Origin of the sequence: Delftia sp. DT-2, assembly GCF_028401915.1 — a bacterium.
GTDB lineage: Bacteria > Pseudomonadota > Gammaproteobacteria > Burkholderiales > Burkholderiaceae_C > Comamonas > Comamonas tsuruhatensis.
Genome location: NZ_JAQOTI010000006.1, coordinates 215,704 through 241,163 on the forward strand (window position 1 = coordinate 215,704; position 25,460 = coordinate 241,163).

The 25,460-nt window shown below is 67.0% G+C and carries 21 protein-coding genes; 13 read left to right on the forward strand and 8 right to left on the reverse strand.

The window, feature by feature from the left end; all coding sequences use genetic code 11:
- Positions 1-88: 88 nt before the first annotated feature.
- Positions 89-379: a hypothetical protein gene (locus PO605_RS12525; RefSeq protein WP_082001612.1), complete on the forward strand. Its 291-nt coding sequence runs from the start codon at positions 89-91 to the stop codon at positions 377-379.
- A 206-nt stretch (positions 380-585) separates the two neighbouring features.
- On the opposite strand, the gene bamC is transcribed toward PO605_RS12525, so the two are convergent.
- The 5 genes from bamC to PO605_RS12550 all read right to left on the reverse strand — a co-directional run bounded on the left by bamC (position 586) and on the right by PO605_RS12550 (position 4,726).
- Positions 586-1,698, reverse strand: coding sequence for an outer membrane protein assembly factor BamC (bamC, locus tag PO605_RS12530; protein WP_016447628.1), 1,113 nt, complete (start codon positions 1,696-1,698; stop codon positions 586-588).
- Between the two features lie 41 nt (positions 1,699-1,739).
- Positions 1,740-2,636: a 4-hydroxy-tetrahydrodipicolinate synthase gene (dapA, locus tag PO605_RS12535; RefSeq protein WP_016447627.1), complete on the reverse strand. Its 897-nt coding sequence runs from the start codon at positions 2,634-2,636 to the stop codon at positions 1,740-1,742.
- A 75-nt stretch (positions 2,637-2,711) separates the two neighbouring features.
- Positions 2,712-3,281, reverse strand: a complete 570-nt coding sequence (locus PO605_RS12540; RefSeq protein ID WP_047219397.1) for a class I SAM-dependent methyltransferase — start codon at positions 3,279-3,281, stop codon at positions 2,712-2,714.
- Positions 3,282-3,348: 67 nt separating this feature from the next.
- Positions 3,349-3,498 (reverse strand): hypothetical protein, encoded by a 150-nt coding sequence (locus tag PO605_RS12545; RefSeq protein ID WP_016447625.1) that lies wholly within the window; start codon positions 3,496-3,498, stop codon positions 3,349-3,351.
- Between the two features lies 1 nt (position 3,499).
- Positions 3,500-4,726, reverse strand: a complete 1,227-nt coding sequence (locus PO605_RS12550; protein WP_017404391.1) for an MFS transporter — start codon at positions 4,724-4,726, stop codon at positions 3,500-3,502.
- A 170-nt stretch (positions 4,727-4,896) separates the two neighbouring features.
- Between PO605_RS12550 and PO605_RS12555 the strand changes: the two genes are divergently transcribed.
- The 4 genes from PO605_RS12555 (at position 4,897) to PO605_RS12570 (ending at position 12,100) form a co-directional block, all read left to right on the forward strand.
- The gene (locus tag PO605_RS12555; RefSeq protein WP_016447623.1) at positions 4,897-6,879 is read left to right on the forward strand and encodes a DNA topoisomerase IV subunit B; all 1,983 of its coding nucleotides are present in this window, start codon (positions 4,897-4,899) and stop codon (positions 6,877-6,879) included.
- A gap of 5 nt (positions 6,880-6,884) precedes the next feature.
- Entirely contained in the window at positions 6,885-7,775 is an 891-nt protein-coding gene (locus tag PO605_RS12560; protein WP_272206529.1) for a lytic transglycosylase domain-containing protein, read from the forward strand.
- 39 nt (positions 7,776-7,814) lie between these two features.
- Positions 7,815-10,202, forward strand: a complete 2,388-nt coding sequence (gene parC, locus PO605_RS12565; protein ID WP_016447621.1) for a DNA topoisomerase IV subunit A — start codon at positions 7,815-7,817, stop codon at positions 10,200-10,202.
- A gap of 128 nt (positions 10,203-10,330) precedes the next feature.
- Positions 10,331-12,100, forward strand: a complete 1,770-nt coding sequence (locus PO605_RS12570; protein ID WP_272206530.1) for a methyl-accepting chemotaxis protein — start codon at positions 10,331-10,333, stop codon at positions 12,098-12,100.
- Positions 12,101-12,140: 40 nt separating this feature from the next.
- Here PO605_RS12570 and PO605_RS12575 read toward each other — a convergent pair whose 3' ends face one another.
- Positions 12,141-12,599 (reverse strand): RidA family protein, encoded by a 459-nt coding sequence (locus tag PO605_RS12575; RefSeq protein ID WP_047474742.1) that lies wholly within the window; start codon positions 12,597-12,599, stop codon positions 12,141-12,143.
- A 174-nt stretch (positions 12,600-12,773) separates the two neighbouring features.
- Between PO605_RS12575 and PO605_RS12580 the strand changes: the two genes are divergently transcribed.
- The 3 genes from PO605_RS12580 (at position 12,774) to PO605_RS12590 (ending at position 17,875) form a co-directional block, all read left to right on the forward strand.
- The gene (locus tag PO605_RS12580; protein WP_047474740.1) at positions 12,774-15,293 is read left to right on the forward strand and encodes a DNA internalization-related competence protein ComEC/Rec2; all 2,520 of its coding nucleotides are present in this window, start codon (positions 12,774-12,776) and stop codon (positions 15,291-15,293) included.
- A 143-nt stretch (positions 15,294-15,436) separates the two neighbouring features.
- Positions 15,437-16,906: a circularly permuted type 2 ATP-grasp protein gene (locus tag PO605_RS12585; RefSeq protein WP_016447617.1), complete on the forward strand. Its 1,470-nt coding sequence runs from the start codon at positions 15,437-15,439 to the stop codon at positions 16,904-16,906.
- The gene (locus PO605_RS12590) at positions 16,907-17,875 is read left to right on the forward strand and encodes an alpha-E domain-containing protein (protein WP_016447616.1); all 969 of its coding nucleotides are present in this window, start codon (positions 16,907-16,909) and stop codon (positions 17,873-17,875) included.
- Positions 17,876-17,937: 62 nt separating this feature from the next.
- Here the strand turns inward: PO605_RS12590 and PO605_RS12595 are convergent, their stop codons facing one another.
- On the reverse strand, positions 17,938-18,480 hold the full coding sequence (locus tag PO605_RS12595) for an ureidoglycolate lyase (protein ID WP_052195882.1): 543 nt from the start codon (positions 18,478-18,480) through the stop codon (positions 17,938-17,940).
- A gap of 216 nt (positions 18,481-18,696) precedes the next feature.
- Between PO605_RS12595 and PO605_RS12600 the strand changes: the two genes are divergently transcribed.
- The 3 genes from PO605_RS12600 to PO605_RS12610 all read left to right on the forward strand — a co-directional run bounded on the left by PO605_RS12600 (position 18,697) and on the right by PO605_RS12610 (position 22,239).
- Positions 18,697-20,031, forward strand: a complete 1,335-nt coding sequence (locus PO605_RS12600; RefSeq protein ID WP_272206531.1) for an MFS transporter — start codon at positions 18,697-18,699, stop codon at positions 20,029-20,031.
- A gap of 86 nt (positions 20,032-20,117) precedes the next feature.
- A complete protein-coding gene (locus PO605_RS12605) occupies positions 20,118-20,843 on the forward strand; it encodes a FadR/GntR family transcriptional regulator (protein WP_016447613.1) in 726 nt (241 codons plus the stop codon).
- Positions 20,844-20,940: 97 nt separating this feature from the next.
- Positions 20,941-22,239, forward strand: coding sequence for a sensor histidine kinase (locus tag PO605_RS12610; RefSeq protein WP_070080937.1), 1,299 nt, complete (start codon positions 20,941-20,943; stop codon positions 22,237-22,239).
- Positions 22,240-22,334: 95 nt separating this feature from the next.
- Here PO605_RS12610 and bfr read toward each other — a convergent pair whose 3' ends face one another.
- Positions 22,335-22,811, reverse strand: coding sequence for a bacterioferritin (gene bfr, locus PO605_RS12615; protein ID WP_016447611.1), 477 nt, complete (start codon positions 22,809-22,811; stop codon positions 22,335-22,337).
- A gap of 368 nt (positions 22,812-23,179) precedes the next feature.
- Between bfr and ahpC the strand changes: the two genes are divergently transcribed.
- Both ahpC and ahpF read left to right on the forward strand, forming a co-directional pair.
- The gene (ahpC, locus tag PO605_RS12620) at positions 23,180-23,743 is read left to right on the forward strand and encodes an alkyl hydroperoxide reductase subunit C (RefSeq protein ID WP_016447610.1); all 564 of its coding nucleotides are present in this window, start codon (positions 23,180-23,182) and stop codon (positions 23,741-23,743) included.
- Between the two features lie 104 nt (positions 23,744-23,847).
- Positions 23,848-25,404, forward strand: coding sequence for an alkyl hydroperoxide reductase subunit F (ahpF, locus tag PO605_RS12625; RefSeq protein WP_047470073.1), 1,557 nt, complete (start codon positions 23,848-23,850; stop codon positions 25,402-25,404).
- The last annotated feature ends 56 nt before the right edge of the window (positions 25,405-25,460 follow it).

Genomic DNA, 25,460 nt, shown 5'->3' on the forward strand with positions numbered 1-25,460 from the left:
GCCGCGTACCGGTTGCCCGCATCCGGTGGCGCAAGTGGCGGGGCCCCTCCTGTGTACTGTCTTCTTACCTACTCTCTAGGAAACTGTGATGAAGAACTCTCTGATCCTGGCTACCGTGATCGCTGCTGCAGCTCTGGCCGCTTGCGGCAAGAAGGAAGAGGCTCCGGCCCCCGCTCCCGCACCCGCCGTTGAAGCTCCCGCACCGGCAGCTCCCGCTCCCGCAGAAGCCGCTCCTGCTGCTCCCGCCGCCGACGCAGCTGCTCCCGCAGCGCCCGCCGCTGACGCAGCTGCACCTACAGCGGTTGCTCCTGAAGGCGCTGCTGCAGACGCCGCCAAGGCGGCTGCCGACGCTGCCGCCAAGGAAGCCACCAAGCAGTAATCCGGCCTTCGCCGATGGCACAGGCTTAGGCTTGTGCTGCGAAAAAACCGCATCCTTCGGGCTGCGGTTTTTTTTCGTCCACCGGGGCCCGGTCATGCAAATCCATGGTTTATGCACGACGGCCCGGATGCAAAAAAGCCACCGGCAAGTGAATGCGCGGTGGCTGCAGGCGAGGGCTGCCGCCTTAATCCCGACGTGAGGATCGCCTACTTCATGTCGTCGGTGATGACGCGCACGATGCGCTGGGCATTGGCCGAGGTCTCTGGCTGGCCCTGGGTGTTGAGCACGGTGACCGTGGACTTGTCGCCCTCGCTGCGCACCTGGATCTGGTACTTGACCGGCGCGGCCGCGTCGGGCGAGCGGCTGAACAGCTTGCTGAAGAATCCCTTGGGCTCGACCTTGGCATCGGGCGCCACATAGCGCACGAAGTAGATGCCGCGGCTGCGGTCGCGGTCTTCCACGGTGAAGCCCGTGCGGTCCAGGGCCACGCCGACACGGCGCCAGGCGCGGTCAAAGCCTTCGTCGATCTGCAGCACGGGCTGTCCGTTGGCGGATTCCATGCGCACGCTGCCGGTGGCGGCTGCCGTGGTGGTGTTGGCCTTGGCCACGGCGTCGGCCTGCTCCTGGCTCACGCCGAGCTTGACCATCAGGCGGCGCAGGAATTCGGTTTCCAGTTCCGGATCGGAGGGGCGCGGCTGCCAGATGGTCTGGTCCTTCTGGGCGCTGGTGTACACCTCCTGCATGCCGCGGTGCGTGATGTAGACCTCGGTGGAGCCGTCGGCCGAGCGCTCCAGGCGGGTGCGGAACCTGTCGCGCTCGCTGGTGGAGTACAGGCCGTCGAAGACCTTGCCCAGCGTCTTGCGGATCACGTCCTGCGGGATCTTGGCGCGGTTCTCGGCCCAATCCGTTTCGATGATGCCGAGCTGGCGGTCTTCAGTAGTGAAGATGAAGCCGTTTTCCAGCCAGAAGTCGCGCACGGGCTCCCACAGCTGGTCGGCCGGACGCTTGATCACCAGCCAGCGCTGCTCGCCATTGCGCTCGATGCGCACATCGCCCAGGGCGGCGGTGGCCGTTCGGCCCTCTGCCGGCTTTTGCGCCTTGGAGTTGGCTTCCATGGCGGCGGCGGAGACCACGCCGCCGGGCACGGCGTAGCGGGAGTCCGTGGACAGCTGTGTCAGGTCTGGCGGGACTTCCAGGGTGGGCGCCTGCTGCTTGCCGGCGCTCTTGTAGTCGATCTTGCTCTCTTGGAACGTGGTCGTGCAGGCTGTCAGGCCGATGGCCAGGCTCAGCAGGCTCAGACGTGCAATGGGCTGTTTCACGCGAATATCCTTGGTGCGTTCGGTCGGTGGGGCGGGGCGCCTCACAGCAGGCCAGCGGAGCTCAGGGCGGCTTCCACGGTGGCTTCCAGATTCTTGCTCAGGGGTGTCATCGGCAGGCGCATGGCCGGGCCGCAAAGGCCCAGGCGGGCTGCGGCCCACTTGACGGGAATGGGGTTGGCCTCGACGAAGAGGTTCTTGTGCACAGGCATCAGGCGCATCTGGATGTCCATGGCGGTGCGCACGTCGCCGGCCAGGGCCGCCTTGCACAGATCGCTCATCAGGCGCGGCGCCACGTTGGCCGTGACGCTGATGTTGCCGTGGCCGCCGCACAGCATCAGTGCCACAGCGGTGGGATCATCGCCGGAGTACACGCCGAAGCCTTCGGGCACTTCACGGATCAGCCACTGGGCGCGTTCGATGTTGCCCGTGGCTTCCTTGATGCCGATGATGGCGGGAATCTGTGCCAGGCGCAGCACGGTGTCGTGCTGCATGTCGGCCACCGAGCGGCCGGGCACGTTGTAGAGCACCACAGGCAGGTCGCCCACCGCTTCGGCAATGGCCTTGAAATGCTGGTACTGGCCTTCCTGCGTGGGCTTGTTGTAGTAGGGCACGACCTGCAGCTGGCTGTCGGCACCGACCTTCTTGGCGTAGCGGGCCAGCTCGATGGCCTCGTGCGTGCTGTTGGCGCCGCAGCCTGCCATCACGGGAACGCGGCCCGCAGCCTGCTCGACGGACACGCGGATGATTTCGCAGTGTTCCTCCACGTTGACGGTGGGGGATTCGCCTGTCGTTCCCACCACGCCGATGCAGTCCGTGCCCTCGGCCACATGCCAGTCGATGAGTTTTCGCAGCGCCGGGTAGTCAACACTACCGTCCTCGTGCATGGGCGTGATGAGGGCAACGATGCTGCCAGTGAGAGCGACGGAGGAGGATGTCATGTCCGCAAGAAAAAACGGGAAAGGATCATTCTAACGAGTGTCGGAGGCAGGCCCAAGGCGGTCGCCTGTAGGGATTCAGGCGATTGCAGAGCCTGACGCCTTCTGATGCGCCAGCATGGCCACGGGTTCCCGGCCTGTTGCATCGGGGCGCAGTGCCGCAATGCGCTGGACCACGCGATCGGGCTCGCCCAGCTGGCCGTGCTCGTAGGCCACGATGTGCCAGCCCGCGCAGGCCTGCAGCAGCTCGCCGGGCGCCAGCAGGAAATCGGGCCGGGAAGGCTTGCCGAAGGCCTCGTTGCCCTGGGCAAAGGTTTCGTACAGCAGCACGCCGCCGGGGGCCACGCTGTCCAGCAGCGACGGCCACAGCGGGCGCCACAGATAGTGGGTCACGACCACGGCGCCGAACTGCCTGCCGGGCAGGGGCCAGGGGCCGTTTTCAATGTCGGCGCACAGCAGCTCGCCCACGCCCTGCAGGCCGGCCAGGGCCTGGGCGTCGCGGTCCACGCCCGTCACTGCATGGCCGCGTGCATGGAACCAGCGCATGTGGCGGCCAGGGCCGCAGGCCACGTCGAGCACGGTGGCCTCGGGTGCCAGAAGATGCGACCAGCGTTGGATCCAGGGCGAAGGCGGCGTGGCTGCGTGCATGTGAAATTTCGGAAATGAATTGAAAGCGGCCGCCATTGTGCCGCCAGGCCTTTGCCGCGCTTCAATTTCAGAAGCAGGCCCAGAGCTGGTCGGCCATGCCCAGCATGAACTCGGGCTGCAGATAGAGCATGAAGACCAGGCCTAGCACCAGCAGCACGGCGGCCCACAGCGCCAGCCTGCGCAGCAGCTGTGGGCGGGGCGTGGTGGCTGTCGTCATGTCAGGCCGCCGCCTGCGCCGCGCGCGGCCTTGCCACCGGGGCTTCGCGTATCGGCAGGTTCAGCAGGCCGGCGGCCACGCCCAGGCCGATGGCCAGGTACCAGACCACCTGGTAGCTGCCGGTGTGGTCATACAGATAGCCGCCCAGCCAGACACCCAGAAAGCTGCCGACCTGGTGGCTGAAGAACACCATGCCGCTCAACATGGACAGATGCTGCACGCCGAAGATCTGGGCCACGGTGGCATTGGTCAGCGGCACGGTGGACAGCCACAGCAGTCCCATGGCGGCCGAGAAGATGTAGACCGACCAGGGCGTCAGCGGCGCGAGCAGGAAGAGCACGATCACCACCGAGCGCGTGAAGTAGATGGTGGACAGCAGGTAGCGCTTGGGCAGGCGCTGGCCCAGGTTGCCGGCCACGTAGGTGCCAACGATGTTGAACAGCCCCACCAGCGCCAGCGAGATGCTGGCCACCTGCGGTGCCAGGCCGTAGTCCTTGAGGTAGCTGGGCATGTGCACGCCGATGAACATCACCTGGAAGCCGCAGACGAAGTAGCCGGCCGTCAGCAGCACGAAGCTGGGCGTGCGCAGCGCTTCGGCGACGGCCTGGCCCGCGCTCTGGTCGCGCACGGGTCGGGTATTGCCGGCCGTGAAGCCCGGCTCGCGCAGGCCGAAGGCCAGCGGAATGATCATCAGGGCGCACAGCGACAGCAGCAGCAGGGCGTTGGACCAGCCGAAGTTCGAGATCAGGCTGCCTTCCACGGGCACCATGAAGAACTGGCCGAAGGAGCCCGCCGCCGCCGTCACGCCCATGGCCCAGCTGCGCCGCGCCACGGGAATCTGGCGGCCCAGCACGCCGTAGATCACGGCATAGGTGGTGCCGGCCTGGGCTGCACCTATCACCACGCCGGCCGTCAGGGCGAACCAGGTTGTCGTGGGCGCCATGGCCATGCCGGCCAGGCCCAGCGCATACAGCAGCGCGCCCACCAGGAGCACGCGGAAGGCGCCGAAGCGGTCGGCCAGCATGCCGCCGAAGATGCCGAGCACGCCCCAGGATAGGTTCTGGATGGCAATGGCCAGCGCGAAGGACTCGCGCGTCCAGCCCATCTCCTGGGTGATGGGCTGCAGCCACAGGCCGAAGCCGTGCCGGATTCCCATGGACAGCGTCACGACTGCGCCCCCGCACAGCAGTATCTGCACCATGGACATGGGTTGGTTGTTTTTGTGCATGCGGCAAACTTTAGCGAAACTCCGGGTTTTGCGCTGCGACGCGTGGGTCGCCCATGCGCCAGCGCGGCACTTCGTAGCCCTTGGCGGCACTGGCCTTTTCGGGATAGTCAATGTCAATGACTGTGAATGTATCCAGCACTGAGCCGGGCCGCGCACTACAATCCGCCCCCATGGCAGTCAAACCATCTCCCACTTCCGCCAGCGAATACTCCGAAGGCTCGATACGCGTGCTCAAGGGCCTGGAGCCCGTCAAGCAGCGTCCCGGCATGTACACGCGCACCGACAACCCCCTGCATGTGCTGCAGGAGGTGATCGACAACGCGGCCGACGAGGCGCTGGCCGGCTTCGGCAAGAAAATCCGCTTCACCCTGCATTCCGACGGCTCCTACAGCGTCGAGGACGACGGCCGGGGCATCCCCTTCGGCATGCACCCCGAGGAAAAGGCGCCCGTGGTGGAGCTGGTCTTCACCCGCCTGCATGCGGGCGGCAAGTTCGACAAGGGCAAGGGCGGCGCCTACAGCTTCTCGGGCGGCCTGCATGGCGTGGGCGTCTCGGTCACGAATGCGCTGGCCACGCGCCTTGAGGCCTGCATCCACCGCGAGGGCAAGGTGGCCACCATCGCCTTCTCGGGCGGCGACGTGGTCGAGCCCCTGCAATCGCGGCCGCTGGCCGCGGGCGAGCGCAAGCAGGGCACGACCGTGCGCGTGTGGCCCGATGCCCGCTACTTCGAATCCTCCCAGCTGCCCATGGGCGAGCTGATGCATCTGCTGCGCAGCAAGGCCGTGCTCATGCCCGGCGTGTCGGTGACCCTGGTCAACGAGAAGACGCGCGACACTCAGACCTGGCAGTTCAAGGGCGGCCTGCGCGACTATCTGCAGCAAAGCCTGCATGGCGAGGCCGTCATCCCCCTGTTCGAAGGCGAGGGCTTTGCCGACCGCAACCACGACAGCTTTGCCGAAGGCGAGGGCGCCGCCTGGTGTGTGGCCTTCACCGAGGATGGCGCGCCGCTGCGCGAAAGCTATGTCAACCTGATCCCCACCACGGCCGGCGGCACGCACGACAGCGGCCTGCGCGACGGCCTGTTCCAGGCGGTCAAGGCCTTCATCGAGATGCATTCGCTGCTGCCCAAGGGCGTCAAGCTCATGCCTGACGACGTCTTCGCGCGCGCCAGCTACGTGCTCAATGCCAAGGTGCTGGACCCGCAGTTCCAGGGCCAGATCAAGGAGCGCCTGAACTCGCGCGATGCCGTGCGCCTGGTCAGCGGCTACGTTCGCCCTGCGCTGGAGCTGTGGCTCAACGAGCATGTGGAATGGGGCCGCAAGCTGGCCGAGATCGCCATCAAGGCCGCCCAGACCCGCCAGAAGGCGGGCCAGAAGGTCGAAAAGCGCAAGGGCTCGGGCGTGGCCGTGCTGCCCGGCAAGCTCACCGATTGCGAAAGCCGCGACTTGAGCCTGAACGAGGTCTTCCTGGTCGAGGGCGACTCGGCCGGCGGCAGCGCCAAGATGGGACGCGACAAGGAAACCCAGGCCGTGCTGCCCCTGCGCGGCAAGGTGCTCAACACCTGGGAAGTCGACCGTGACCGCCTGTTCGCCAACAACGAGATCCACGACATCTCGGTGGCCATCGGCGTGGACCCGCATGGCCCCCATGACACGCCCGACCTGTCCGGCCTGCGCTACGGCAAGATCTGCATTCTTTCGGATGCCGACGTGGACGGCTCGCACATCCAGGTGCTGCTGCTCACGCTGTTCTTCCGCCACTTCCCCAAGCTCATCGAGGCCGGCCACATCCATGTGGCGCTGCCGCCGCTGTTCCGCGTCGATGTGCCTGCGCGCGGCAAGAAGCCAGCAGCCAAGATGTACGCGCTGGACGAGGGCGAGCTGACCGCCATCCTCGACAAGTCCGCCAAGGATGGCGTGCCGCGCGAGAAATGCCAGATCAGCCGCTTCAAGGGCCTGGGCGAGATGAATGCCGAGCAGCTGTGGGAAACCACGCTCAACCCCGACACGCGCCGCCTGCTGCCCGTGCAGTTCATGAATCTGGACTTTGCGGCGGCCGAGCAGGTCGTCACCAAGCTGATGGGCAAGGGCGAGGCTGCGGCGCGCCGCGAGCTGATGGAGTTGCACGGCGACGCCATCGAAGTGGATATCTGATCCCCATGCCCCTGCGCCCGGCTGCCCCACAGCACCTTCCGCACCTTCCGCACCGCCCGCACCCTGCGCGCGCCGCTGCCGCGCGCGCGCTTGCAGCGCTGGGCGCGGCCCTGGCGCTGTGGGGGGTGGCGCAGCCCGCGCATGCCGATCTCTGGGCCTTCGTGGACGAGCGCGGCATCACGCACTTCGCCGCGCAGGCGCTGGACGAGCGCTACAAGCTCTACTTCCGCGGCTCGCTGTATGACAGCACCGAGCAGGGACTCAAGCCCCCGCTGGTGGAAGCCGAGGCCGCTGCCGACGATGACGGCGGCAGCGATGCCGGGCGCAGGCTGCAGGCGAGCACGCGGATGCAAAGCTTCTTCGACATCTCGCCGCGCTACAAGAGCGTGCGCGGCCACCTGCGCAAGGCGGCGGACCACACGGGGGTGGACTACGACCTGCTCAAGGCCGTGATTGCCGTCGAGTCGGGCTTTGACGCGCAGGCCATCTCGCCCAGGGGCGCAGTCGGCCTGATGCAGTTGATGCCCGCCACGGCCCAGCGCTTCGGCGTGGAGGCCAGCCGCCAGCGCAGCGTGCAGCAGCAACTGGCCGACCCGGCCGTCAACGTGCCGGCCGGCGCGCGCTACCTCAACCATCTGATGGGGCTGTTCCCCGGGCGGCTGGACCTGGTGCTGGCCGCCTACAACGCGGGCGAGGGTGCCGTGCGGCGTGCGGGGCAGGCCATTCCTCCCTATCAGGAAACCCGCAATTACGTGAAGGCCGTGCTCGGTATCTACGAGCAGCTGCAGGGCGGGCGCCAGCGTGCGGGCCAGGCAGCGCCTGCGGTGGCGGCACAGCCTGGCACAGCGCCCCGGATACGGATGACCTTGTCCACAGGGCTGCCATCGCCGCGATGAGCGGCCTTCACTGCATTTATTGAGATCACGAATTTCTTCATGAGCGATCAAAACACTCTGGATCTGGCCCAACAGGCGGCCGGCGATGCCCTGGACCTGGGCCAGTACGCACAGCGCGCCTACCTTGAATACGCACTGTCGGTCGTCAAGGGCCGGGCACTGCCCGATGTCACCGACGGCCTCAAGCCCGTGCAGCGGCGCATTCTGTATGCCATGGACCGCATGGGCCTGAGCTACAGCGGCCCCAACCACAACACGGCGGCCAAGCCGGTCAAAAGCGCGCGCGTGGTCGGCGATGTGCTGGGTCGCTTTCACCCGCACGGCGACCAGTCGGCCTACGATGCGCTGGTGCGCATGGCCCAGGACTTCAACCAGCGCTATCCGCTGGTCGATGGCCAGGGCAATTTCGGCAGCCGCGACGGCGACGGCGCAGCGGCCATGCGCTACACCGAGGCGCGCCTGTCCAAGATCACGGGCCTGCTGCTCGACGAGATCGACATGGGCACGGTGGACTTCGTGCCCAACTACGACGGCAGCACGCAGGAGCCGCAGCAGCTGCCCGCGCGCCTGCCGTTCGCCCTGCTCAACGGCGCCAGCGGCATTGCCGTGGGCCTGGCCACGGAAATCCCCAGCCACAACCTGCGCGAGGTGGCCGACGCCTGCGTGGCCCTGATCAAGCGGCCGCAGCTCAGCGACGAGGAGCTGTTCCAGATCATCCCCGGCCCCGACTATCCGGGCGGCGGGCAGATCATCAGCAGCGCCTCCGACATCCAGGATGCCTACCGCACGGGGCGCGGCAGCCTCAAGCTGCGCGCGCGCTGGAAGATCGAGGAGCTGGCGCGCGGCCAGTGGCAGATGGTGGTGACCGAGCTGCCGCCCGGCGTCTCGGCGCAGAAGGTGCTCGAAGAGATCGAGGACATCACCAATCCCAAGGTCAAGACCGGCAAGAAGGCGCTGAGCCAGGAACAGACCCAGCTCAAGGCCAGCATGCTGGCCGTGCTCGACGGCGTGCGCGACGAGTCCAGCAAGGATGCGCCCGTGCGCCTGGTCTTCGAGCCCAAGACCGGCAAGGTGCCGCAGCAGGAGCTGGTCACGGCGCTGCTGGCGCACACCAGCCTGGAGTCGTCCAGCTCCATCAACCTGACCATGATCGGCCTGGATGGCCGGCCGGTGCAGAAAAGCCTGCGCCTGATGCTCGAGGAATGGATCGCCTTCCGCCAGACCACGGTCACGCGGCGCAGCCAGCACCGGCTGGCCAAGGTGCTGGACCGCATCCACATCCTCGAAGGCCGTCAGGCCGTGCTGCTGAACATCGACAAGGTCATCGCCATCATCCGGGCCAGCGACGAGCCCAGGCAGGCGCTGATCGATGCCTTTGCGCTGTCCGAGCGCCAGGCCGACGACATTCTGGAAATCCGCCTGCGCCAGCTGGCGCGGCTGGAGGCCATCAAGATCGAGCAGGAACTCAAGGAACTGCGCGTCGAGCAGGGCAAGCTCGAAGACATCCTGGGCAGCGAGAGCGTCATGCGCCGCCTGATCTGCAAGGAGATCGAGGCCGACGCCAAGCAGTTCGCCGATGCGCGCCGCACGCTGATCCAGGAAGAAAAGAAGGTGGTCGCCGAAGTCAAGGTGGTCGATGAGCCCGTGACGGTCATCATCTCGGACAAGGGCTGGGTGCGCACGCGCCAGGGCCATGGCGTCGATGCGGGCACGCTCAGCTTCAAGGCCGGCGACAGCCTGCACGGCACCTTCGAGTGCCGCACGGTGGACCAGCTGCTGGCCTTCGGCAGCAATGGCCGGGTCTATTCGGTGCCGGTGTCGCAGCTGCCCGGCGGGCGCGGCGATGGCCAGCCCGTGACCACGCTCATCGAGCTGGAGGCCGGCACCCAGATCCTGTACTACTTCGCGGGAGCCGAAGGAACGGCGCTGCTGCTGTCGGGGTCGGGCGGCTACGGCTTCGTGGCCATGGTGGGCGACATGGTCTCGCGCCAGAAGGCGGGCAAGGCCTTCGTGACGCTGGCCGACGGCGAGACGCTGTGCGCCCCGTCCACGGCCTACGGCGTGCCCATGGGCGCACGCGCCGAGCCGCAGGAAGGCGAGCAGGGCGCGGGCCTGCTGCTGCCGGCCACGCATGTGATCTGCGCCTCCACGGGCGGCCGCATCCTCACCTTCGAGATCGCCAGCCTCAAGCACATGGCCAAGGGCGGTCGCGGGCTGATGCTGCTCGACCTGGAGGACAAGGACACCCTGGCGGGCGCTGCCGCCTACACGCGCAGCATCCGCATCGATGGCCTGGGCCGCGGCGGCAAGGAGCGCAGCGAGACGCTGGAGATCCGCAGTCTCAACAATGCCCGTGGCACGCGCGGCCGCAAGGGCAAGTCGGCCGACCTGGGCTTCAAGCCGCAAAGCGTGACGCGCGTGGAGTAAAGAGCGCAACTGCCCCTGCAATGCCTTCCGCGAAAGGGGTGGATCAGGGGTTTTCTCTGGGTTTTTCCGACCTCCGGGCCCTGCTGCAGGCCTCAACATGGAGTCTTCCAACATGAGGGAGACTGGATATGCTGCGACTTCGCATGGCACACAAGCTGTGGCTTGCCGTGGCCGCCATCGTGGTGGCGCTGGTGGGCGTGGTCGGCTTGTCGGGTTATCGCTCGGCCCAGGTCCAGGCCCGGTCCGAGGCCGTCACCCAGGAGATGCAGGCGCGGGTCCAGGCCGCCGTGCGCTGGATGGGGCTGACCGAAACCAATGCGGCCCGCACCCAGGCCCTGGTGGTCAGCAGTGATGCTGCCGTCGAGGCCGAGTTCAAGGACGTGATCAGCGCCACCTCGGCGCGGATCACCGAAGTGCAGAAATCACTGGAAGCCATGCCCCTGTCCGACGCAGACAAGGCGCAGATGGCCAGGATTGCGGCAGCCCGCAAGACCATGATCGAACTGCGTGCCCAGGCACGCCAGCTCAAGGCCGATGGCCGGCAGGAGCAGGCGTTGGCCTTGGTCAAGCAATCCTACAACCCTGCCGTGGATGCCTATCTGCAGTCGCTGCGCGACTTCGTGCAGATGCAGGAGCAGGTGGTGCGCAGCAGCCAGGAAGAGACGGCAGCCTCGCGCAGGCTCACCGTGGGTTTTGCCGCTGCGGCCGTGGGCGTGCTGCTGCTGTGCATCGTCATCGGCGCCCATTTCCTGATTGCCAGCATCCGCCGCCCCCTGGCCCAGGCCAGGGAACTGGCCGAACGCATTGCCGCAGGCGACCTGAGCGCAGCGGCGCAGGGACAGACACAGCGCGCTGACGAATTCGGCGACCTGCTGCGCTCGCTGCAGGCCATGAGCGAATCGCTGTCGGGCATGGTGCAGCAGGTGCGCCAGAGCACGGACAGCATTGCCATCGCCAGTGCCGAGATTGCCACCGGCAACCACGACCTGTCCGTGCGCACCGAGCAGACCTCCAGCAACCTGCAGGAGACCGCAGCCGCCATGGAGCAGTTCACCAGCACGCTGCAGCAAAGCGCCCGCAGTGCACAGCAGGCCAGCAGCCTGGCGGCGGGCGCGTCACAGGTGGCCCAGCGCGGCGGTGAGGTCGTGGCCCGGGTGGTCGAGACCATGAAAGGCATCAACGACAGCAGCCGCCAGATTGCCGACATCGTCGGCGTCATCGACTCCATTGCCTTCCAGACCAATATCCTGGCGCTGAACGCCGCCGTGGAGGCGGCCCGCGCAGGCGAGCAGGGCCGGGGCTTTGCCGTGGTGGCCAGCGAGGTGCGCACGCTGGCCCAGCGCAGCGCGGCGGCTGCCAAGGAGATACGCCAGCTCATCGGCGCTTCGGTGGAACGGGTGGAGGACGGCGCCCGCCTGGTGGGCGATGCCGGCACCACCATGGAGGGCATCGTGCAGTCCGTGCAGCGCGTGGCCGACACCATCGGCGAGATCACGGCGGCCTCTTCGGAGCAAAGCGCGGGCGTGGCCCAGGTCAATCAGGCCGTGGGACAGCTGGACCAGATGACGCAGCAGAACGCGGCCCTGGTCGAGCAAAGCGCGGCCGCGGCGCAAAGCCTGCGAGAGCAGGCCGAGCAGCTGTCGCGCACGGTGGCGGTGTTCAAGGTGGCGCACCTGGCGCCCTCGCCGACGACGCTCGCAAGGCAGGCTGCGCCGGCGGTGCGCACTGCGCACAGCGCGGCCGCAGCGCCAAGGCGGCCGGTAGCAGCCGTGGCGCCTGCGGCTGTCGGGCCGGTTGCCGCGCGGCCTGCCGCAGCAAGGGAGGCGGCGCCCAAGCTGGCCTCGGCGCCCCGGCCCGCCGCACCGGCAGCCGAGGATGGCCAATGGGAGAGTTTCTAGCCGCCTGCGAGCACGGCGGCGCCGTGCGGCGGCATGCCGATCAGGCCAGTTCGGCGATCAGCTCGATTTCCACGCAGGAGCCCAGCGGGATCTGGGCCACGCCGAAGGCGCTGCGCGCATGCGTGCCGGCATCGCCGAAGACCTGGCCCAGCAGCTCGCTGCAGCCGTTGGCCACCAGGTGCTGCTCGGTGTAGTCGCCCGTGGAGTTGACCAGGCACATCAGCTTGACGATGCGGCGCACGCGGCCCAGGTCGCCGCCGGCGGCGTGCTGGAGCGTGCCCATCAGGTCGATGGCGATGGCGCGCGCGGCCTGCTGGCCGTCGTCAGTCTGCAGATCACGGCCCAGCTGGCCTGCCCAGACCTTGCCGTCCTTGCGTGCGATATGGCCGCTCAGGAACACCAGATTGCCCGTCTGCACATAGGGCACGTAGGCTGCCGCCGGGATGGCAGGCGACGGCAGTTCGATGTTCAGGGCCTTCAGTTGTTCGTAAACGCTCATCGTTGATTCCTTCGAGACAAGAAAAATCCGGCGCCAGTGCCGGGGTGGCGGACAGTGTGACACAGCCCCCGTGCACCCTGGCATGTCAGGGCCTGGGCTTCCGTCAGTCTGATTGTTGTCTGAATCCGAGGCGGTGCATGGTGGCTGCGCGGCATCCGCTCCTAGCATGTGTGGATGCACCCTGCGGCAGCTGCCCAAACTCTCTCGCCGTCTTCCTGGACGCCCCTGCTGCTCGGCTGCGTGGCCGGTGCGGCCTGGCAGGTCACGCAGCCGCGCCTGTGGCCGCTGTGGATATATCTGCTCTTGGCGTGCATGGGGCTGGCAGGCCTGGCATGGAGGGCGTGGCGGGCATGGGCAGGCCGGCGCTGCCGTGTTGTGCACGGCCTGTGGGCCGCTGTCTGCGCCGCCTTGCTGATGGGCGGGTTGACAGGCTGGCGTGCCCAGGACTTTGCGGGCCAGGCGCTGTCTCCGCCGTTGGAGGGGCGTGACCTGCGCATCGTCGGCGTCGTGGCATCGCTGCCCCAGAACATGGCCCAGGGCATGCGCTGGCGCATGGCCGTGGAGCAGGCGCAGATCGCGGGCCGCGAAGAGGCCCTGGCTCCGTTTCCCGGGTTGATTGAGCTGTCCTGGTACGCAGCCCGGGGCCGGGCGTCCAAGGGCGCCGCAGCGTCGCTGCCCGTCCTGCGCCCGGGCCAGCGCTGGGCCCTGACCGTACGGCTCAAGCGCCCGCATGGCGCGCGCAATCCCCACGGTTTCGACTATGAGCTGTGGCAGTGGGAGCAGGGCGTGCAGGCCACGGGCTATGTGCGCGAACAGCCAGCGGCGAGCCTGCTGGCCGACACCGGCGCCTACGCCCTGCAGCGCTGGCGCCAGCAGATGCGCGAGGCCATCGTGAACCGGGCAGCCGCACTCGCGCAAGCCATGCAGCGCGTAGGCATGGACCCCGCGCAGTCGCCGCGCATGCTGGGCGTGGTGGCCGCCCTGGCCATGGGCGATCAGCAGGCCATTGCGCGTGACGATTGGACGCTGTTCCGCCATACCGGCGTGGCCCATTTGATGAGTATTTCCGGACTGCATATCACCCTGTTCGCATGGCTGGCTGCGCTGGTCGTGGGGCGACTGTGGCGTTGCAGTGCCCGGGCCTGCCTGTGGTGCCCGGCACCGCAGGCGGCGCTGCTGGCCGGCGTGCTGCTGGCGGGCGGCTATGCCCTGTTCAGCGGCTGGGGTCTGCCGGCGCAGCGCACGGTGTGCATGCTGGCAACGGTGGCCGCGTTGCGCGTCACAGGGCTGCGCTGGCCCTGGCCCGCCGTGTGGTGCCTGGCGCTGGCCGTGGTTGTCGTGCTCGATCCCTGGGCCCTGTGGCAGGCGGGCTTCTGGCTGAGTTTTGTCGCCGTGGGCGTGCTGCTGGCGACCGATGCACGCATGCAGGGCGCGGTGCGGCCGTCGCTGCCCGCCCGTGCCCTGGCGTTGTGGGGTGAGCAGTGGCGCATCACTCTGGCGCTGGCGCCACTGGGGCTGATGCTGTTTGGCCAGCTGTCGCTGTCGGGGCTGCTGGCCAATCTGGCCGCGATTCCCTGGGTGACTTTCGTGGTCACGCCACTGGCCTTGCTGGGGGCCTTGTGGCCCCCGTTCTGGACGGGCGCGGCGCTGGCGTTGGCGCCGCTGCTGGAACTGCTGCAGTGGCTGGACCGGTGGGGCTGGGCCGTGTTGCAGCTGCCGCAGCCGCCGCTGTGGGCGGGGCTGGCTGCGCTGGGTGCAGGCCTGGCGCTGGTGGCTCCGGTGCCGGCCGGATGGCGTTGCTGGGGCCTGGCCATGTGCCTGCCGGCCCTGTGGTGGCCGCCGGCCGCACCGGCGCATGGCGAGTTCGATTTGATGGCCGTGGACATAGGCCAGGGCAATGCCGTGCTGCTGCGCACGGCCCGGCACGCCCTGCTGTATGACACGGGTCCGCAGTACGGCATGGACAGCAATGCCGGCGAACGGGTGCTGGTGCCGCTGCTGCAGGCCCTGGGGCTGCGCCTGGATGCGCTGTGGCTCAGCCACCGCGACGGCGACCATACGGGCGGCGCCTTGGCCGTGCATGCCGCGCAGCCGCAGGCCGAGGTCTGGGGATCGGACTCCGTGATCCTGGACCCCGCTCTGGCCGGCCTGGGCGCCGTGCGCCGATGTGAGGCCGGCCAGCAGTGGGAGTGGGATGGCGTGCAGATGCAGGTGCTGCATCCACCCGCGGGCGAACCGCTGCCGGCCGCGCAGGCCCTGGCCCACGCCAATGCGGGCAGCTGCGTGCTGCTGCTGCGTTCGGCATCCGGGGTGCAGGCCTTGCTGGCCGGCGATATCGAGGCTGCACAGGAAAGGGCGCTGGCGCAGGCCGGCGCCCTCACGCCCGTGCAGTGGCTGCTGGTGCCGCACCACGGCAGCCGCACCTCATCGAGCACTGCTCTGGTGCAGGCCCTGGCACCGCGCTGGGCCATGGTTCAGGCGGGATACCGCAGCCGTTATGGACATCCGGTCCCCGAGGTGGTGCGGCGCTATGAGGCCAACGGCTCCAGTGTGGTGCAGTCGGCCCGCTGCGGCGCAGCGCATTGGCGCTCTGCCGATCCCGCACAGCTGGTCTGCGAGCGGGAGCGGGCGCGCCGTTACTGGGACATGCATGTCACGCACGTCAGGCACATCACGCAGAGGCAGGGCGGATAGGACGGGTGCCGATGGCCGCGCAGCCGGCATATGCTGGATACCGCTTGTCCGGATTGAGGTTACCTATCGCTACACTGGTGCGATACGAGGGCTGGCCCGCAGCTTGCTTTACCTCGTACACATGCAGCGACAGGAGGTGACGAATGCATCCATTTGACGAGATGTACACGATGACGCCGTTCGACGGCAGCGATGTGCGCCTGCACTACAAGGACTATGCGCAATGGCTTGCGCGCCAGTCCGAACAGACGCTGCGAGCGCGCAGCGCCGAGGCCGAGATCATCTTCCGGCGCGTAGGCATCACGTTCGCCGTCTACGGCGACAAGGATGAAAGTGGCGCCGGCACCGAGCGCCTCATTCCCTTCGACCTGATTCCGCGCGTCATCCCGTCCCATGAATGGGAGCGCATGCAGGCAGGCCTGGTGCAGCGCGTGACGGCGCTCAACCGCTTTCTGCACGACGTCTACCACGACCAGGAAATCCTGCGCGCGGGCCTGCTGCCGCGCGAGCTGGTGCTGAACAACAGCCAGTACCGCCCCGAGATGCGGGGCCTTGCCGTGCAGGGCGGCATCTACGCCCACATCGCCGGCATCGACATCGTGCGTGCCGCCAATGCCCAGGGCGAGGGCGTGTACTACGTGCTGGAGGACAACCTGCGCGTGCCTTCGGGCGTGTCTTACATGCTGGAGAACCGCCGCATGATGATGCGGCTGTTCCCCGACCTGTTCTCCCGTCATCCCGTGGAGCCCGTGGCCCACTATCCCGACATGCTGCTGGAGACGCTGCGCGCCAGCGCTCCGGCCGGCACGCCCGAGCCCACGGTGGTGGTGCTCACGCCCGGCATGTACAACAGCGCCTACTTCGAGCACGCCTTCCTGGCCCAGCAGATGGGCGTGGAGCTGGTCGAGGGCCAGGACCTGGTGGTGGACAAGGACGTGGTCTACATGCGCACCACGCGCGGCCTGCAGCGCGTGGACGTGATCTACCGGCGCGTGGACGATGATTTTCTGGACCCCGAAGTCTTCCGTCCCACCTCCACGCTGGGCTGCCCCGGCCTCATGCGCGCCTACCGCGCGGGCAACGTCAGCATCTGCAATGCGGCGGGCACGGGGGTGGCCGACGACAAATCGGTCTATCCCTATGTGCCGGAGATGATCCGCTTCTACCTGGGCGAGGAACCCATTCTGCAGAACGTGCCGACCTGGCTGTGCCGCAAGCCCGACGACCTGCGCTACGTGCTCGACCACCTGGATGAGCTGGTGGTCAAGGAAGTCCACGGCGCCGGTGGCTACGGCATGCTGATCGGGCCTGCCGCCTCGCGCGGCGAGATAGAGGATTTCCGCCGCGCGCTCATTGCCAATCCCGGCGGCTACATCGCGCAGCCCACGCTGGCGCTGTCCACCTGCCCCACCCTGGTGGAGCAGGGCATCGCGCCAAGGCATATCGACCTGCGTCCCTTCGTGCTCAGCGGCAATCAGGTACGCATGGTGGCCGGCGGCCTCACGCGCGTGGCGCTCAAGGAAGGCTCGCTGGTGGTCAATTCATCACAGGGCGGCGGCACCAAGGACACCTGGGTGCTCGGGGCCGGTGAGTCAAACGAGGGAGGACATTGAATGCTCAGCCGTACTGCCGATCATCTGTACTGGATGTCCCGCTACACGGAGCGTGCGGAGAACACTGCCCGCATGCTCAACGTCTCCTATGACACTTCCATGCTGCCCCAGGCGCCTCAGGCGGCGCGCAAGGCCTGGCAGGGCGTGCTGTCCATCAGCGAGCTGATCCCCGCCTATGCCTCCCGCCACGGCGAGGTGCAGCGAGAGGCCGTGCTGCACTTCATGGTGCGCGACGAGAGCAACTCCTCGTCCATCGCCTCCTGCCTGCGCGCTGCGCGGGAGAATGCGCGTGCCGTGCGCGGCGCGCTGACCACCGAGGCCTGGGAGACCCAGAACCAGACCTGGCTGGAACTCAAGCGCCTGCTGGCCGAGGGGGACTGGGAGCGCGATCCGGGCCAGTTCTTCGAATGGGTCAAGCACCGCTCGCACCTGTCGCGCGGCGTGACACTGGGCACCATGCTGCAGGACGAGGCCTTCCACTTCCTGCGCCTGGGCACCTTCATCGAGCGCGCCGACAACACGGCGCGCCTGCTGGACGTGAAATTCCACGCCATCGAGCGCGACTACCATGGCAGCGCGCGCAACGGAGCGTCGGGCAAAGGGGCCACGCCCTTCGACTTCTACCACTGGAGCGCGCTGCTGCGCAGCGTCTCGGCCTTCGAGGTCTACCGCAAGGTCTACCGCGACGTGATCACGCCCGAGCGCGTGGCCGAGCTGCTGATGCTGCGCAGCGACATGCCGCGCTCGCTGCTGGCCAGCATGCTGGAAGTGGTGGCCAACCTGGAAAGCGTGGCCAACGACCAGTCGCGCGAGACCCAGCGCAAGGCGGGCCGCCTGCTGGCTGACCTGCGCTATGCGCGCATCGACGAAATCCTGGCCACGGGCCTGCACGCCTATCTCACGCAGTTCCTGGATCGCGTGCACGACCTGGGTCAGGGCATCAGCCGCGACTTCCTGGTGCCTGCCTGAGCCGCCGTCGCCCAATGAACAAAGCCGCCCTCGGGCGGCTTTGTTCATTGGGGCAGGGCCATTCAGTCCTGCGCGCTGTCCAGCTCCAGCACAACGCCTTCGGCATCGCCGATGGGTACCACGTCGCAGTTGTCGCCAGGGCCTCCCCGGTCCACCACGATGAAGCGCGCGGGCGCGTTCAGGGCAATCAGCGAGTGGTGCCAGACGCCGCGGCGGTAGTTCACGCCCTGGCGTCCGTTGGTGATGAAGGCGCGCAGGTCGCCGGGCGCCACCTGCTCGCCCAGGGGCGCAACCACCACGATGAAGGGCTGGGCGTCCAGCGGCATGAAGGCCTGGCTGCCCAGGGGATGGCGCTCCATGCTCGTCAGCTGCAGGGGCAGCGCATAGGGGCGGGCGTGGAACAGGTTGATCAGCGCATGGCCCTCGCTGCCGCCCGTGTCCACGCGGGCCAGGGCATGGTAGCGCTCGGTCATGCCGTCATTGATCAGCAGCGGCGTGTGGCCGGCACTGTCGATGACCTCGCCAAACTCGGCAAAGGCTTCGGCGGTCAGCGGTTGGGCGCGCAGGCGAAGGCGGGCGGGGCGGGCTTCTGACAAGGTACTCACGAAGTATTGCCTCTTGTTTTCATACTGGTATTACCAGTTTGCCGTTGCCTGGGGATTTTGTCAAACCTGAGTGACGCCAGCCTGTGTCCTGCGCGTCATTTGTGGTGGTTCGGGTAAATGCGAGTGTGCATTGGCCGGCGGGAAGGGCAACATTCGCTCCGTATTTTCAGACCGGTCATACCAGTTGATCGCAACCCTTCAACCAAGGACTTCCTGATGTCATCACTTCCCGCATCCGCCGAGGCCGCCGGCGCGGCCCCGGCGCTGTCCAGCGAAACGCCGGCCGAGGCAGCCGTCTACCGCAAGGTGGCCTGGCGCCTGCTGCCCTTCATCATGGCCTGCTACGTGGCGGCCTATCTGGACCGGGTGAACGTGGGCTTTGCCAAGCTGCACATGCTGGCCGACCTGCAGTTCAGCGAGGCCATGTACGGCCTGGGCGCGGGGCTGTTCTTCATCGGCTATTTCTTCTTCGAGGTGCCCAGCAACATGCTGATGCACCGCATAGGCGCCAAGGCCACCATCTCGCGGATCATGATCATGTGGAGCCTGATCTCGGCGGCCATGATGTTCGTGACCACGCCCACGCAGTTTTACGTGCTGCGCTTCCTGCTGGGCGCGGCCGAGGCCGGTTTCTACCCCGGCATGATCCTGTACATGACCTACTGGTTTCCCTCGTACCGGCGCGCCCGCATGGTGGCGCTGTTCATGTGCGCGATCCCGGTCTCGGGCATCCTGGGCGGACCGCTGTCGGGCGGCATCATGGACCTGATGCAGTGCGTGGCGGGGCTGCGCGGCTGGCAATGGCTGTTCCTGATCGAGGCCATTCCCTCGCTGATCCTGGGCCTGGCCGTGCTCTGGTACCTGGACAACAGCATCCGCGCAGCGCGCTGGCTGACCGAGGCGGAAAAGACCCTGCTGGAGCGCAACATCGCCCGCGAGAACGCCAGCAAGAGCGACAGCCACGTCACGCTGCGCGCACTGTTTTCCGACCCGCGCATCATCAAGATGGCCATGATCTGCTTTTGCACCGTCATGGGCCAGTACGGGCTCACGTTCTGGCTGCCCAGCCTGATCCGCCAGTCGGGCGTGGAGGGTGCCTTCCAGATCGGCCTGCTGACGGCCGTGCCGTTTTCGGTGGCCGTGGTGTCCATGAACCTGGTCAGCCGCAGCTCGGACCGCATGCGCGAGCGCCGCTGGCACCTGATCGTTCCGTTCTGCGTGGGCGCGGCGGGCCTGATGCTGTCGGCCATCTTCAGCGGCAACGTCTACCTGTCGCTGGCCGCCCTGGCGCTGGCCGCGGGCGGCAGCCTGGCGACCTCTCCGCTGTTCTGGAGCCTGCCCACGGCCATCCTGTCCAGCGCAGGCGCGGCGGCCGGCATTGCGCTGATCAACTCCTTCGCCAACCTGGCCGGCTTCATCAGCCCCTACATGATCGGCCTCATCAAGGATGCGACGCAGAGCACCAATGCGGCCATGTTCGTGCTGGCCGGCGTGCTGCTGTTCGGGGCCTTCCTGACCTATACCGTGCCCGCCAAACTGGTCAACAAGTAGCGCCGGACAGGGCGCGTGAACCGGCGGGCGAGGCGCGCAGTCGCTAAGATCGGCGCACCGCCCCCGGGCCAGAGATCCGCCAACGCATGGAACCCAGCACCGCCATCAGCACACCCGCCGGCAACCCTGCCAGCACCGCCGTTGCCGGCAATGCCGCCCGCGTGATCCGCGAGTGGATCGAGGGCGGCGTGTATCCGGTGGGCTCGCTCCTGCCTTCGCAGCGCGACCTGTCGGAGCAGTTGGGCATCAGCCGCACCTCGCTGCGCGAGGCGCTGTCCACGCTGCAGGGGCTGGGCCTGGTCGTGGCCCGGCCTGGCAAGGGCATGTACGTGACCGAGGCGCCCGAGGCTGCGGCCGCAGACGCCTGGCGCTTTGCCGACTCGCATGCACTCACCGATGTCTATCAGCTGCGCTACGCGCTGGAGGGCTTTGTGGCGCGCCTGGCGGCCCTGGTGGTGCAGCCTGAGGATGTGCAGGCCCTGCAGGCCAATCTGCAGGCCATGCAGCAGAGCATAGAGCGGGCCGATTTCGTGCAGGCCACGCGACTGGATTTCGAGTTCCACCTGCAGATCGCCACCATCTCGGGCAACCATGCCATCGCCGACGTGCTGCGCGGCAGCGGCGAGGTCATGCAGGAAAGCCAGCGCCTGCCGTTCTACAAGCGGGGCGCACGGCATGCGACCACCGAGGAGCATGCGGCCATCATCGATGCCCTGTCCCGCGGCCATCCCGAACTGGCCCAGCAGGCCATGGCCACCCACATCGTGCAGGCGGCCCAGCGCGCGGGCGTGCACTTTCCCACCGGCCTGTAGGCACGCCAGCCCGTGCCTGATCGGCCGGGTTTTTGGCCTTACCATCATCGGCGCAGCGCATTTTTTCCCTATCTACAGACCGCCCGGATGCCGATCCATGACAAGCCAAGGAAATGAACTCTGCATACTGGCAGACGCCCTAGAGGCGCAGCGCGAAGGACTCTTGCAGACATGGCGCAAGGCCGTCAGGCGGGACCCGGCGCTGACCGCTGGTGAGGCGCTTCCCCGAACCCAGCTGAACGATCACATCCCGGCCGTGCTGGCCGCGTTCGAGCAGCAACTGCGGACCCTGGGCGGTGCACCGGCAGACACCGCCGAGCCGCCGGGCGATGGCGAGCAGGCCGCCGCCCACGGCCTGCACCGCTGGCAGCAGGGCTATGACCTGCATGAAGTCGTGCGCGAGCTGGGGCTGCTCAACGAAGTCATGGTGGCGCAGCTGGAGGACTATGCCCAGGGGCGCCCTGATGCGCACGTCGCCATGCCCGTTGCGCGCAAGGCCTGGGCCGCCACCTATACCCGCGACGTTCAGGACAGCAGCACCCAGTATTTCCGCCTGCAGCAGCAGGAGGCCGAGGGCCATGTCCGGGACCTGGAAGCGGCGCTGCATGACCTGAGCGCGCTGGACCTGCAGCGCTCGCAACTGTGGGAGCAGGTTGCGCATGACCTGCGCAGCAACGTCGGCGTGGTGGCCAATGTGACGCATGGCCTGGGCATGCAGCATGCGCCGGCGCAGTCGCGCGAGAAACTCCTGCGCATGCTGGACCGCAACGTCCAGTCGCTGCGACATCTGCTGGATGACGTGACGGAGCTGGCCAAGCTGCACGCCGGGCGCGAGCATCGCCAGCTGACCTCCTTTGACGCAGCCCAGGTGATCACCCATCTGTGCGAGGGACTGCAGGCCCTGGCCAACGAGCGCGGCCTGTACCTGCACCTGCAGGGGCCGGGGACGATGCCGGTGGAGGGGGATGCCTTGAAACTGCGCCGCATCGCGCAGAACCTGGTGCTCAACGCGCTCAAGTACACCCAGGAGGGCGGCGTCACGGTGAAGTGGGCCCTTGGTGATGGGGAGGACCAGCGCCGCTGGATGCTCTCCATCGGGGATACGGGCCCCGGCATGGAGCCGGCGGCGCCCCTGGTTGCCGCCCTCAAGCACGCCACGGACCTGGACCCTTCGGGCCATCTGACGTCGGCGGCCTCCGCAGAGGTCCGCGCCGGGGGCGAGCCACGGCCCGGCGTCGCGGCGGCCCGCTACCGCAGCGGCGCAGGCGAGGGGATAGGCCTGTCCATCGTCAAGCGGCTGGCGGAATTGCTGGACGCCACGATCGAGGTGCAGTCGGCCGCGCAGACCGGCACGACCTTTCTACTTCTGTTTCCGCTGCGATATGCCGACGAGTGACCGATAGCTGGGCCATGAGATGAAAAAAACGGGCACACAGGCCCGTCGTTTCGCGTGCGGGGCGCAGCCTGTGCCGCCGCCCCTGAGTCCGGTGCTCAGGACTCTTCGTCCATCTGCGACTGCAGATAGTTCTGGATGCCGACCTTGTCGATCAGGTCCAGCTGGGTTTCGAGGTAGTCGATGTGCTCCTCGGTATCGTCCAGGATCTTTTGCAGCAGGTCGCGCGAGACGTAGTCGCGCACGCTTTCGCAGTGGGCGATGCCGTCCTTGATGGTCTGCTGCGCGGTTTTCTCGCTGCTCAGGTCGCAAGCCAGGGCTTCGGGCACGTCCTCGCCGACTTGCAGCTTGCCCAGGTCCTGCAGGTTGGGCAGGCCGTCGAGCACGAAGATGCGGTCCATGAGCCAGTCGGCGTGCTTCATCTCGCCGATGGACTCCTTGTATTCCTTCTTGGCCAGCTTGTCGAAGCCCCAGTGCTTGTACATGCGGTAGTGCAGGAAGTACTGGTTGATGGCCGTCAGCTCGTTCTTGAGCTGGGCTTGCAGCCAGGTGATGACTTGTGCGTCGCCTTGCATGGGGAACTCCTTTGTTGTACGTGGGGGACCGCGCCGATCGCCGGCCGCTATAGGGGTGGATTGTCTAGGGTTTCTGCGTCAGATCAAGCAAACCCCTGTTATCACGCATTGGCTGCTTATGAGGCGCGTTCTCGTTTGCGGGCCGGCATGCTGACGCGGCTGCGGGGTTGCTGCATTGCCTTGTCATATTTCGGCCCAAAATAGCCTCTTCAGGCCGGTGGCGGGCTGGTCAAGCCCGCAGGCCTGGAGACAAGGATGTTCACATAGTTTTTGGCAATCGGATGAATTCAATCAATTCATTGGATCAATCGATGGCCTGGGCCTAGACTTCGTCCTGTGTTCACTCACCAACCACAAAGGAAACAGCAATGTCCGTGATCAACACCCAAATCAAGCCCTTCAAGACGCAGGCCTTCAAGAATGGCAAGTTCATCGAAGTGACCGAAAAGGACGTCCTGGGCAAGTGGGCCGTGTTCTTCTTCTACCCCGCTGACTTCACCTTCGTGTGCCCCACCGAGCTGGGCGACGTGGCCGACCACTACGACGAACTGCAAAAGCTGGGCGTGGAAGTGTTCTCCGTGTCCACCGACACCCACTTCGTGCACAAGGCATGGCACGACGCGTCGGACACCATCCGCAAGATCAAGTACACGATGCTGGGCGATCCCACCTGGGAAATCAGCAACAACTTCGAAGTCCTGCGTCCCGGCCAGGGCCTGGCTGACCGCGGCACCTTCATCGTCGACCCCGATGGCGTGATCCAGGCCGTGGAAATCACCGCCGAAGGCATCGGCCGCAACGCCGTCGACCTGCTGCGCAAGGTCAAGGCTGCCCAGTATGTCCGCAACCACCCCGGTGAAGTCTGCCCCGCCAAGTGGGAAGAAGGCGACAAGACCCTGGCTCCTTCGCTCGACCTGGTCGGCAAGATCTAAGCGGTACACCGCTTCCTGTTCACAGTTGAACTGTTGAAGACGCCCGGGTGCCTGGCGCCCGGGTTTTTTTTTCCCAGAATTTCGTATTTCCAGAGGAGTCCGACATGCTTGACAACAACCTGAAAGCCCAATTGCAGGCCTACCTGGAGCGCCTGCAGCGTCCGGTGGAGCTGGTGGCTTCGCTGGATGACAGCCAGGGTGCGCGCGAGCTGAAGGAGCTGCTGCTGGAGATCCGCGAGCTGAGCGACAAGATCACCGTTGTCGAGCACAACGATGCCCAGGTGCGCAAGCCCTCCTTCCTGATCACCAATCCCGGCGTGGACAGCGGCGTGCGTTTCGCAGGCGTCCCCCTGGGCCATGAATTCACCTCGCTGGTGCTGGCCCTGCTGCAGGTCGGCGGCCATCCGTCCAAGGAATCGGCCGAGTTGCTGGAGCAGGTGCGCAACATCGACGTGCCGCTGCACTTCGAGACCTACTACTCGCTGTCCTGCCACAACTGCCCGGACGTGGTGCAGGCGCTGAACCTGATGTCCGTGCTCAATCCCAAGATCAGCCATACCGCCATCGACGGCGGGCTGTTCCAGAAGGAAGTCGAGCAGCGCGAAGTCATGGGCGTGCCCACCGTCTTTGTGAACGGCGAGCGCTTCGGCCAGGGCCGCATGGAGCTGGCCGAGATCGTCGCCAAGGTCGACACCGGCGCCGCTTCGCGTGAAGCGGCCAGGATTTCCGCCAAGGACGCCTTCGACGTGCTGATCGTCGGCGGCGGCCCGGCCGGCGCGGCCGCTGCCATCTATGCGGCACGCAAGGGCATCCGCACCGGCATTGCCGCCGAGCGCTTCGGCGGCCAGGTGCTGGACACCGTGGACATCGAGAACTTCATCTCGGTCTCCAAGACCGAAGGCCCTCAGCTGGCCGCCGCCATGGAGCACCATGTGCGCGACTACGAGGTGGACATCATGAACCTGCAGACGGCGTCCAAACTGATTCCGGCTGCCACGGAAGGCGGGCTGATCGAGGTGCAGACTGCCTCGGGCGCCAGCCTCAAGGCCAAGACCGTCATCCTCTCGACCGGCGCGCGCTGGCGCAACATGAACGTGCCGGGCGAGGACAAGTACCGCACCAAGGGCGTGACCTACTGCCCGCACTGCGACGGACCGCTGTTCAAGGGCAAGAATGTGGCCGTCATCGGCGGCGGCAACTCGGGCGTGGAAGCGGCCATCGACCTGGCCGGCATCGTGCGCAGCGTGACGCTGCTGGAGTTCGCCAGCGAGCTCAAGGCCGATGCCGTGCTGCAAAAGAAGCTAAAGAGCCTGCCCAATGTGACCGTCATCCTCAACGCCCAGACCACCGAGGTCAACGGCGACGGCAAGAAGGTTACCGGCCTGACCTACAAGGACCGCACGACGGAAGAGGTCAAGACCGTGGCGCTGGAAGGCATCTTCGTGCAGATCGGCCTGCTGCCCAACACCGACTGGCTCAAGGGCACGGTGGAGCTGACCCGCTTCGGCGAGATCGTGATCGATGCCAAGGGCCACACCAGCGTGCCTGGCGTGTTCGCCGCAGGCGACTGCACCAACGTGCCGTACAAGCAGATCATCATCGCTGCCGGTGCCGGCTCCACGGCGGCGCTGTCGGCCTTCGACCACCTGATCCGCCACTGAGCTGAACAGGCGTGAGAAAGGGCCCGGATGCCTCGGCATCCGGGCCTTTTTTCATT